Annotated in this window: 1 protein-coding gene (cut by a window edge); it reads left to right on the forward strand. The window is 70.0% G+C overall.

Translation table 11 applies throughout. The features are described 5' to 3' along the window. A protein-coding gene (locus ACQR1L_RS07575) for an amino acid adenylation domain-containing protein (protein ID WP_434857330.1) crosses the window boundary here: on the forward strand, nt 1-12,574 show its 5' portion. 5,312 nt of this gene lie beyond the right edge of the window; the window shows 12,574 of its 17,886 coding nt (coding positions 1-12,574); the start codon lies at nt 1-3; its stop codon lies off the right edge, out of view.

Here is a 12,574-nt window from a genome sequence, read left to right on the forward strand (position 1 = left end):
GTGAACGACCGATGGGACCCCTCACGCGCAGAATCGGAGCGCCTGCCCCCTGAGGACAACCCGATCGGGTCTGCCGTCGCCGTCGATACCGACGAGCTCCAGCGCAAGCGCAAGCTCGCGGCCGAGCTGTTGCGGCGGCGCGGCGCCGAGGCGGCCCATCATCCCCTGTCCTTCGGCCAGCAGGCGCTGTGGTTTCTGCACCAGCTCGATCCGTCGAGCACGGCCTATCACGTCGCATTTCCGGTCCGGCTGCGCGGACCGGTCGACGTCGCGGCATTGCGGCTGGCGTTGCAGGACGTCGCCGCCCGCCACCCCGCTTTGCGCACCACATTCGCCTGGCGCGCGGGAACACCGATGCAGGCCGTGTCGTCGCGGGCCGTCGAGCTCCGCCACGTCCAGGTCGCAGACGAGTCGGCGCTCCGCCAGACGGTGCAGGCCGCCTATGACGAGCCGTTCGGCTTCGAGCACGGCCCACTGTTCCGGGCTGTGCTGATCAGCCGCGGCAGCGACGACCACGTTTTGCTGCCGCTCGCCCATCACATCGTCATCGACGGCCAGTCGATCGTCATCCTGCTCGACGAGATCGGACGGAGCTATCAGGCCAGGGCCGCGGGGACCATCGCCGAGCTCCCTTCCGTCGAACGCAGCTACACGGACTTCGTCCGCTGGCAGCGTGCGTTGCTGGCCGGGGCGCGCGGCGAGCAGCTCTGGTCGTATTGGCACTGGCTGCTGTCCGGCGAGCTGCCGGTGCTCGACCTGCCGCTGGATCATCCGCGGCCGGCGCAGCGCCGGGAGCGCGGCGAACAGATCGACCTCACCGTCGCGCCGGAGCTGTTGTCCCAGCTCAAGGCGCTGGCACGGCGTCACGAGACCACGCTGTCCGTCGTGCTGCTTGCCGCCTACAGCCTGCTGCTGCATCGGCTGAGCGGACAGGACGACATCCTGCTCGGCTCGGTGGTCTCCGGCCGCACGCAAGCCTCCTTCGAGGCGACCGTCGGCTATTTCGTCAACACCGTCGTGCATCGCACGCGGCTGACGGACGGCCAGAGCCTCGCGGCCTTTCTCGACGCCACACGGCGCGCCACAGCGGAAGCAGCCGAACACCAGGACTATCCGTTCTCGCTGCTTGCGCAGCGGCTGCAGACCCGGCGCGATCCGGCGCGAACGCCGATCTATCAGGCGTGCTTCAACTTCCTGCAACTCCGCGGTCAGCAGGCGGTCGAGGGATTGATCGCGCCGCTGCCGAATGACGGCTGGAGCATTTGGGGCGGACTGGCTGCGCGCAGCGACCCGTTTCCGCAGCAGCTCGGCCAGTTCGATTTCGTTCTCGAACTGTACGAAGCCAACGCGGCGCTGTTCGGCAATTTCAAGTTCAATCCTGACCTGTTCGCGCCGGCGACGGTTCGGCATTGGGCCCGGGCGTTCGAGACGCTGCTGCGCGCCTTCGCCGCGGATCCGGTGGGTCCGGCGGCCCGGCTGGCGCTGGTGCCTTCGGATCTGGCGCAAGCCGAGCAGCCCGGCGCGCCCGCCTGCGTGACCGAGATCGCATCGCAGGAAACCCTCGCCGGACGTTTCGCCGCACAGGCCAACCGAACGCCCGACGTGATCGCCATCCGCGCCGGTCACCGGACGCTCACCTATCGTGATCTCGACCGACGCGCCAATGCGCTCGCCCACGAGCTGATGGCCGCCGGAGTCCGGCCGCGGGATCGCGTCGCCCTGCTGTTCGCCTGCTCGCCGGAGTTCGTGATCGCGGTCCTGGCCGCGCTCAAGGCCGGGGCGACCTACGTGCCGCTGGAGCCGGGACAGCCGCGCGACCGGCGCGACTTCATCCTCTTCGACACTGGCGCGCGCTTTGCGGTGGCCGCGCCGGCGCTGGCGGCGGAGCTTGCCGGTCAGGCCGGCGTGAGCGTTCTGTTGCCGCGCCCCGATGCAGTCGACGATCGCGCTCCGGAGATTGCCGGCGCGGCCGACGATCTCGCCTACATCATGTTCACCTCGGGTTCGACCGGCCGCCCCAAGGGCGTCGGCATCACCCATCGCAACATCATCTCACTGGCAGACGATCCGATCTGGCACAGCGGCCAAGCGCAGACGATCCTGCTGCATTCCAACCCGGCCTTCGATGCCAGCACCTTCGAGCTGTTCGCACCTCTGCTGCACGGCCACAGCGTTGCCATCGGGCCGACCGGCGCGTTCGATGCGGGCCGGCTGGCGGCGGCGATCCGCCATCACGGCGTGACGCGCCTGTTCCTGACCTATCAGCTGTTTGCGGCAGTCGCGGAGGAACAGCCCGGCTGCTTCGACGGAGTCGATGAGGTGCTGACCGGCGGCGAGACGGTATCGCCCGAGGTCGTGCGCCGCGTGCTCGACCACAGCCGCACCGTTGTCGGCCACATGTACGGTCCGACGGAGACGACGACCTTCGTCACCCGTCATCCGCTGCCGGACGTCGCCGCGATCACGACACCGCTGCCGCTCGGTCGCTCGGTTGCCAATCGCGCGGTCGTCATTCTCGACGATGCGCTGAACCTGCTGCCCATCGGCGTCGTTGGCGAGGTCTATGTCGCAGGCGCCGGGCTGGCGCGCGGCTACATCAACCGTCCCGGACTGACGGCGGAGCGCTTCATCGCCGATCCGTTCGGGCCGACGGGAACGCGGCTCTACCGCACCGGCGACCGCGCGCGCTGGCGCGCCGACGGCACGCTCGAGTTTCACGGCCGCGCCGACCACCAGGTCAAGATCCGCGGCTTCCGCATCGAGCCCGGCGAGATCGAGAGCGCGTTGCGGAGGCATGAGGCCGTGGCGGCGACGGCGGTCGTGCCGCAGGAGCATGCGCAAGGACGGCGTCTCGTCGCCTATGTCGTCGGACGCGACGGCGCGGCGCCATCGGCGGCCGAGCTGCGCGGTCATCTCGGCAGCCTGCTGCCGGACTACATGGTGCCGGCGCTGTTCGTGGCGCTGGAGGCGCTGCCGGTCACGCCGAACGGCAAGCTCGACCGCAAGGCCCTGCCCGAGCCCGATCTCGCCGCTGCTTCCGAGGCGAGCTATCGCGCGCCGCGCTCCGCGACCGAGCAGGCACTGGCTGCGATCTGGGCCGAACTGCTGGGCCATGCCCGGATCGGCATCGACGACAATTTCTTCGAGCTCGGCGGCCACTCGCTGCTCGCCACCCGGCTCGTCTCCCGGCTGCGCACCCAGTTCGGCCGCGAGCTGCCGCTGCGCCGGCTGTTCGAGCAGCCGACCATCGCCCGGCTCGCAGCCTCCCTCGACGACAAGACCGATGATCAGGCCACCGCCTTCGTCGCGCTGCCGCGCCCGGCCGATCTGCCGCTGTCGGCGGCGCAGACCCGGCTGTGGTTCCTCGATCAGCTCGAAGGCGGCTCGGCCGCCTACCTCATTCCATTCGCGCTCGATCTCGACGGCGCACTCGACGCCCAGGCGCTCGATCGTGCGCTGACCGCGCTGGTTGCGCGCCATGAGAGCCTGCGCAGCACCGTCGAGCTCAAGGCCGATGCGCCGATCCAGATCATCCGGCCAGCGAGCGCCTTCCGCCTGCTGCACGACGATCTCTCCGATCTCGGCCCCGCCAATCGCGACGCCGCGCTCGCTGCCCGGCTCGATGGTCTGGTGCAGCACCGCTTCGACCTGTCGCGCGACCTGCCGCTGCATGCCGTGCTGGTCCGGCTGGCCGCCGAGCGTCACGTGCTCGCCGTCGTCATCCATCACATCGCCTTCGACGGCTGGTCATCCGGCGTGTTCTTCGGCGAGTTGGCGCGGCTCTATGAGGCCGCTCGCAGCGGCGCGGTTGCGAAGCTGCCGGAGCTTGCCGTTCAGTACGCCGACTACGCGCTGTGGCACCGGCAGCTGCTCGCCGATCCCAATGGACCGATCCCGCGCGAGCTCGCTTTTTGGCGTGCGGCGCTCACTGAGGCGCCGGCGCGGCTGGAGCTGCCGCTCGACCTGCCGCGTCCGACGACGCCGCGCCATCCCGCCGGCTTCGTGCATCTGCGTCATGATGCGAGCGAGGTCGCGGCCTGGGAGGCGCTGGCCCGCCGCCACGGCGTCACGCTGTTCATGGTCCTGCATGCGGCCTTCGCCACCGTCTTGGCGCGCTGGAGCGGCAGCGACGACATCAGCATCGGCACGCCGATCGCCAACCGCACCCGCCGCGAGTTCGAGGGGCTGATCGGCTTCTTCGTCAACACGCTGGTGCTAAGGCTGCGGCTCTCGGACGATCCCACTCTGGGCGAGTTGCTGGCCCGTGTGCGCGAGACCGATCTCGCCGCCTTCGCGCATCAGACCCTGCCGTTCGAACAACTGGTCGAGGAGCTGCAGCCGGCCCGCCAGCTCGGTGTCAGCCCGCTGTTCCAGGCGATGCTCGCCCTGCAGAACGCCGCCGCCTTCCGCGCGCCGGAGATCGCCGGCCTCACCACGCGGATGCATCCGCCGGAGCCGGGTGTCGCAAAATTCGCGCTGACCCTGTCGCTGCAGCCGACCGGCGACGGCGGGCTCGAGGGCATTTTGGAATACGACGCCGAGATGTTCGCGCCCGCCAGTATGGAGCGGCTGGCCGGGCATGTCGCGACCCTACTTGGCGCGATGGCAAAGGCCGAAGGCACCGCAAGGCTCAGCAGCCTCTCGATGCTCGGCGCCGCCGAGCGGCGCCAGCTCCAGGCCTGGAATGCGACGTCGGCGCCGCGCGACGCGGACGAGACCATTCTCGATCTGCTCGATGCCGCCGCGCGTGACCATGCCGAGCAGCCGGCGATCGTCCATGACGGCGGCGAGATCAGCTATGCCGAGCTGCATCGCCGCGCCGATCACCTCGCCGGACATCTCGCAGCGCACGTCCCCACGCTCAACGCGCTGATCGGCATCGCGCTCGGCCGCGGGCCGGAACTGATCGTCGCGATCCTTGCCGTGCTCAAGGCCGGCCACGCCTATGTGCCGCTCGATCCGGCCTACCCGGCCGAGCGGCTGCGTGTGATGGCGGAGGATGCGAGGCTGCAACTGGTGCTGACCGACGGCAGCACCGCCGCATTGCCCGGCGATCTCACGCAGCTCAGGATCGACGATCCCACACTGCTGCAACAGCCGCCCGCCTTGCCGCAGCGGCGTCCGCGGCCTGACGATCTCGCCTACGTCATCTTCACCTCCGGCTCGACCGGCCGCCCCAAGGGCGTCGCCATCCCGCAGCGCGGGCTCGTCAATCTCGTGCGCTGGAGCTTTGCCGCTGTCGGCACCGATGTGCTGGCTTCGACCTTCGCCTCGTCCTCGATCAATTTCGACATGTCGGTGCTGGAGATGTTCTCGCCGCTGAGCTGCGGCGGCTGCATCGAGGTCGCGCCCGACCTGCTCGCCATCGCCCATCGCGGCCGCTCGGGCATGCGGCTGTTGAGCGGCGTGCCGTCGGTGCTGCGCACGCTGCTCGACACCACGGCGCTGCCGACCGATGCGCGCGCGCTGATCCTCGCCGGCGAGGCGCTGCCCGAGGAGCTGGTGCACCGGACACGGCAGGTGCTGCCGAACTGCCGGATCTGGAATCTGTACGGGCCGACGGAAGCGAGCGTCTACTCCACCGCCTGGTTCTCGGACGGTCCCGACGACGCACCGCCGACCATCGGCCGCCCCGTGCACAACATGCAAGTGCACCTGCTCGACGAGCGGCTGGCGCTGGTACCCATCGGCGTCGTCGGCGAAGTGTATGTGGCGGGCGCGGGCCTCGCGCGAGGCTACATCAACCGTCCAGGACTGACGGCGGAGCGCTTCATTGCCGATCCGTTCGGGCCGCCGGGCACGCGGCTCTACCGCACCGGCGACCGCGCGCGCTGGCGCGCCGACGGCACGCTCGAGTTTCTCGGCCGCGCCGACCACCAGGTCAAGATCCGCGGCTTCCGCATCGAGCCCGGCGAGATCGAGAGCGCGCTGCGCCGCCATGAGGCCATAGCCGCAGCGGCCGTGGTGCCGCAGGAGCATGCGCAGGGACGGCGCCTCGTTGCTTATGTGGTCGGGCGCGACGGCGTAGCGCCATCGACGGCAGAGCTGCGCGGTCATCTCGGCAGCCTGCTGCCCGACTACATGGTGCCGGCGCTGTTCGTCGCGATGGACGCACTGCCGGTCACGCCGAATGGCAAGCTCGACCGCAAGGCGCTGCCCGAGCCCGATCTCGCCGCCGCCTCAGAGGCCAGCTATCGCGCGCCGCGCTCGGCGACCGAGCAGGCGCTCGCCGCGATCTGGTCCGAGCTGCTGGGTCATGCCCGGATCGGCATCGACGACAATTTCTTCGAGCTCGGCGGCCACTCGCTGCTCGCCACCCGGCTCGTCTCCCGCCTGCGCACCCAGTTCGGCCGCGAGCTGCCGCTGCGCCGGCTGTTCGAGCAGCCGACCATCGCCCGGCTTGCGGCCTCGCTCGACGACAAGACCGCTGATCAGGCCACAGCCTTCGTCGCGCTGCCCCGCCCGGCCGATCTGCCGCTGTCGGCAGCGCAGACCCGGCTGTGGTTCCTCGATCAGCTCGAAGGCGGCTCGGCCGCCTACCTCATTCCGTTCGCCCTCGATCTCGACGGCGCACTCGACCCCCAGGCGCTCGATCGTGCGCTGACCGCGCTGGTCGCCCGTCACGAGAGCCTGCGCAGCACGGTCGAACTCAAGGCTGATGCGCCGATCCAGATCATCCGGCCGGCGAGCGCCTTCCGCCTGCTGCACGACGATCTCTCCGATCTCGCCCCTGCCGATCGCGACGCCGCGCTGGCTACGCGGCTCGATGGCCTCGTGCAGCACCGCTTCGACCTTTCGCGCGACCTGCCGCTGCATGCGGTTCTGGTGCGGCTCGGCCCCGAGCGTCATGTGCTCGCGGTCGTCATCCATCACATCGCCTTCGACGGCTGGTCGTCCGGTGTGTTCTTCGGCGAGCTGGCGCGGCTCTATGAGGCCGCGCGCAGCGGCGCGGTTGCGCAGCTGCCGGAGCTGTCGGTGCAATACGCCGACTACGCGCTGTGGCACCGGCAGCTTTTGGCCGATCCCAAAGGACCGATCCCGCGCGAGCTCGCTTTTTGGCGTGCGGCGCTCACTGAGGCGCCGGCGCGGCTGGAGCTGCCGCTCGACCTGCCGCGTCCGACGACGCCACGCCATCCCGCCGGCTTCGTCCATCTGCGTCATGACGCGAGCGAGGTCGCAGCCTGGGAAGGCTTGGCCCGCCGCCACGGCGTCACGCTGTTCATGGTCCTGCATGCCGCCTTCGCCACCGTCTTGGCGCGCTGGAGCGGCAGCGACGACATCAGCATCGGCACGCCGATCGCCAACCGCACCCGCCGCGAGTTCGAGGGGCTGATCGGCTTCTTCGTCAACACGCTGGTGCTGCGGCTGAGGTTGTCAGACGATCCCACACTGGCCGAGTTGCTCGCCCGCGTGCGCGAGACCGATCTCGCCGCCTTTGCGCATCAGAGCCTGCCGTTCGAACAACTGGTCGAGGAGCTGCAGCCGGCCCGCCAGCTCGGCGTCAGCCCGCTGTTCCAGGCGATGCTGGCGCTGCAGAACGCCGCCGCGTTCCGCGCGCCGGAGATCGCCGGCCTCACCACGCGGATGCATCCGCCGGAGCCGGGTGTCGCCAAGTTCGCTCTGACCCTGTCGCTACAGCCGACCGGCGATGGCGGGCTCGAGGGCATTTTGGAATACGACGCCGAGATGTTCGCCCACGCGAGCATGCAGCGGCTGGCCGGTCATGTCGCCGCCTTGCTCGGCGCGATGGCAAAGGCCGAAGGCACCGCAAGGCTCAGCAGCCTCTCGATGCTCGGCGCCGCGGAGCAACGCCAGCTCCAGGCCTGGAATGCGACGTCGGCGCAGCGCGCGCCGGACGAGACCATTCTCGACCTGCTCGATGCGGCCGCGCGCGACCATGCGCATCGGCCGGCGATCGTCCACGCCGGCGGCGAGATCTCCTACACCGAGCTGCATCGCCGCGCCGATCACCTTGCCGGACATCTCGCCGCGCGCATCACGTCAGCCAACGCGCTGATCGGCATCGCGCTCGGCCGCGGGCCCGAGCTGATCGTGGCGATCCTCGCCGTGCTCAAGGCCGGCCACGCCTATGTGCCGCTCGATCCGGCCTATCCGGCCGAGCGGCTGCGTGTGATGGCGGAGGATGCGAGGCTGCAACTGGTGCTGACCGACGGCAGCACCGCCGCATTGCCCGGCGATCTCACGCAGCTCAGGATCGACGATCCCGCGCTGCTGCAACAGCCACACGAATTGCCGCAGCAGCGTCCACGGCCCGACGATCTCGCCTACGTCATCTTCACCTCCGGCTCGACCGGCCGCCCCAAGGGCGTCGCCATCCCGCAGCGCGGGCTCGTCAATCTCGTCCACGCGCAGACCGCCGCGTTCGACATCAAGGCCGGCGACCGTGTGCTGCAATTTGCCTCGCCGAGCTTCGATGCATCGGTATCGGAGATCGCGACGGCGCTCGCCAAGGGCGCGGCGATCGTGACCGGCGATGCCGACACGCTCCGCCCGGGCGCATCGCTCTCAGCGCTCGTGAGATCATGCGGCGTCACCCATGCAACGCTGCCGCCGACCGCGCTGCGCGTGATGGAGCCGGCCGATCTCGCCAGCTGCCGCGTACTCGTCGTCGCCGGCGAAGCTTGCCCGGGCGAACTCGTCGCGCTGTGGTCACCCGGCCGACGCATGCTCAACGCCTACGGCCCGACCGAGGTCTCAGTCTGCGCCACGATCAGCGCTCCCCTGTCGGGCGACGCAGCGCCGCCGATGGGCGCACCGATCGACAATGCACGCATCCATCTGCTCGATCCACAGCTCAACGAAGTCGCGATCGGCGTGGAGGGCGAGGTGTATGTCGCGGGCGCAGGCGTTGCGCGCGGCTATCTCAACCGGCCCGGCCTGACGGCGGAGCGCTTCATCGCCGATCCGTTCGGACCGCCGGGCACGCGCCTCTATCGCACCGGCGATCGCGCGCGGCGGCACGCCGACGGCACGCTCGAATTCCTCGGTCGGGCCGACCACCAGGTCAAGATTCGCGGCTTCCGCATCGAGCCTGGCGAGATCGAGAGCGCGCTGCGCCGTCATGACGGTGTGTCTGCCGTCGCGGTCGTTGCGCAGGAGCATGGGCAAGGACAGCGTCTGGTCGCTTACGTCGTGGGCCGCGACGGAGTTGCGCCGGCGACGGCCGAGCTGCGCAGTCATCTCGCAGCGCTGCTGCCGGACTACATGGTGCCGGCGCTGTTCGTCGCGCTGGACGCGCTGCCGCTCACGCCGAACGGCAAGCTCGACCGCAAGGCCCTGCCCGAGCCCGATCTCGCCGCCGCCGCGGAGGCGAGCTATCGCGCGCCGCGCTCGGCGACCGAGCAGGCGCTCGCCGCGATCTGGGCCGAGCTGCTCGGCACGGACAAGATCGGGATCGACGACAACTTCTTCGAGCTCGGCGGCGACAGCATCACCAGCATCCAGATGGTGACGCGCGCACGGCGAGCCGGCCTCGTGCTCACACCGCGCGACGTGTTCCAGCAGGGCACGATCGCGAAGCTCGCGACCATCACCGCCCCGAAGCAGGTCGACACTGATGATGAGGCGGATGGCGGCACCGTTCCGCTGACGCCAATCATGCGCTGGCTGCTCGACCGCGGCACCGATCTCGCCCGCTTCAGCCAGAGCATGACGGTGCGGCTGCCGCGCGGCCTCACCTCGCCGCAACTGATCAAACTGATTGACGCCGCGATCGCGCGTCATGCCATGCTTCGCTCCAGACTCGCCTTCGACCCGATCGACGGCGCGGCGTCGCTGCAGATCGCGCCGGTTGACCCGGCGCTGACGCGCCGCTGCCTGCGCCAGATCGATATCAGCACGCTGACCGCGGAGCAGCGCGCACAGCGCATCAGCCAGGAGATCGGCGCGGCCGAGGCGCGCCTCGAGCCGACCGCAGGCGTAATGCTGCAGGCGGTGCATTTCACGGCGGCCGGAACCGACCATGATGCGCTATTGCTCGTATTGCATCACCTCGCGGTCGATGGCGTGTCCTGGCGCATCCTGATCGAGGAACTCGCTGCGTCATGGAAGGCAGCGGCCGCCGGTCAGCCGGCTCAGCTGCCCGCCCTTGGGACCAGTTTCGGACAATGGTCGCGGTGGCTTCACGCGCGATCACGGCATCCCTCGGTGCTGGCCGAACTGCCGCACTGGCAGCGGACGCTGGCCGCCAGCGCAGCTCCGCCGCAGCTGACGCCGCCGGCACAGCCGGTCTCCGGCGGCATGCAGCATCTGACCTTGACCTTGCCGGCATCGGTGACCGCACGCATCATGAGCGACGCGCCGCGCCGGCTTGGCGCGCGCGTGCTGGATATCCTGCTCGCAGCCTTCGTGCTGGCGTTGTCCGACCACGATGCGATGAGACCGCAGACCGTCGTGATCGACCTCGAAGGGCACGGCCGCAACGAGTTCGACCCGGCGATCGATCTGTCGCGCACCGTCGGCTGGTTCACGAGCCTCTATCCCGTCCGCTTCGATCTCCCCGCAGCTGACGCCGACGGCGAAGGTCTGCTCGGCGCGCTGCGCGCGGTCCAGGCGGGCCTCGCCGATGTGCCCGATGACGGACTCGGCTTCGGCCTGCTGCGCTATTTGAACGAGGACAGCGCGCCGGCTCTCGCCTGCCTGCCCGCGCCGAAGGTCGGCTTCAACTATCTCGGCCGTTTCGCGACCGACCATGTCGCGGATTGGAGCATCATTCCGACCGCCCTGCCCGCCGATCTCGTCGAACAGTCGGACCTGCGTCCCGCGCATGCGGTCGAATTGAACACGGTCGCGATCGGCCAGGGCGCCGACGCGCGGCTCAGCGCCACCTGGTCGAGCGACCGAAGCGTGGTCGACGACGGGTTCGCCCGCCGTCTCGCGACGCGCTGGTTCGCCCTGCTCGAACGCTTCGCCGAGCTCACGCCGGCGACACCGCTGCCGCGCAGCGATGCGGCAAGGACTGTGCCGATCCGGCAGGTCCGGCTAGCGCCGCTGCAGCGCGGGCTGCTGTATGAGCACCTCGCTGATCCCGGCCGGACGGATGTCTATGTCGTCCAGCTCGAGGTCGCATTCAAAGGCGAACTTGATCGTGATCGGCTGCGCGGCGCCGTCGCCGCGCTGCTCGCCCGGCATGACAACCTGCGTGCGGCCTTCCATGCCGATGGCTCGCACGGCTTCGTGCAACGCATCGCGCCTTCCGTCGAGCTGCCCTGGCGTGAGCGGATGGTCGATGCGGGTGAGGATGTCGCCGCCGTCGTCGACCGGGTTCGCCAGGACGATCTGGCCCAGCGGTTCGATCTCGCGGCGCCGCCGCTGCTGCGCGTCAGCCTGATCAGCGCCGTAACGAACCATGTGCTGATCCTGACGTTGCATCACATCCTCATCGACGGCTGGTCGATGCCGATCGTGCTGCGCGATCTGATGCAACTCTATCACGGCAACACCGCGCTGCCGCCGGCGGTGCCGTACAGCCGCTATCTCGATTGGCTCGACCGGCAGGACCGCGGCGCGGCGCTCACCGCCTGGCGCGATGCGTTCGAGGATTGGAGCGGCCCATTGCTGGTCGCGCCGCAGCTCACCGGCCATGTGGACGCAACGCAGACCGACGTCACGCTCGGGGGTGACGAAACGCGGCGCCTGGTGGCCACGGCGCGCGCGCTCGGGGTCACGCTCGCAACCCTCGTCCAGGGCGCCTGGGCGCTCTGGCTCGGGGCGCGCACGCGGCGCGACGATGTCGTGTTCGGCATCACCGTGGCCGGCCGCGACGCCGCGCTCGACGGCTCCGACCAGATCGTCGGCCTGCTCGCCAACACGCTGCCGCTGCGGGTGAAACTCTCGCCGGCGATAACGATCAGGACGTTCCTCGCCGATCTGCAGAACCGTCAGGCCTCACTGCTCGCCCACCAGCATCTCAGCCTCGGCGAGATCCAGCAGCAGCTCGGCACCGATACGCTGTTCGACACGCTGCTCGCCTTCGAGAACTATCCGGTCTCGGCCGCGGCCATCGGTGACAGCGGCGCGCTGCGCATCGCGCGGGTGCAGGGCCGCGACGCCAACCATTATCCGCTCAGCCTGGCCGTGCTGCCCGGCGCAAAGCTGACGCTGCGGCTGCACGCCCGCCCCGATTTGTTCGGCGGCACGCCGGCGGCTGCGTTGATCGCGGAGCTGCGCGGCCTGCTCAACGCCATGGCCGACGACGGCGATGCACGGCTCGGCCGCGTTGTGACGGCGCATCTGCGCCCCGATCCGCGCCTGACGGCGTGGAACGCCACGGCGACGCCCGAGCCGGCCGGCCATCTGCTCGAGAGCTTCTTGCGCTACGCTCAGGCGACGCCGACCGCGCCTGCGCTGATCTGGCGAGGCGAAACGATCGACTATGCCAGGCTGGAGGCGATGTCCGGCGCGCTCGCCGCGCAACTGGCCGCGCGCGGCGTCGGCACCGACGATCTCGTCGCGCTCTACCTGCCCCGCTCGCCCGAGCTGCTGGTCGCGATCCTTGCCGTGCTGCGAGCCGGGGCGGCCTATCTGCCGATCGATCCGTCCTTGCCGCGCGAGC

Source organism: Bradyrhizobium sp. HKCCYLR20261 (assembly GCF_051168435.1).
Taxonomy (GTDB): Bacteria; Pseudomonadota; Alphaproteobacteria; order Rhizobiales; family Xanthobacteraceae; genus Bradyrhizobium.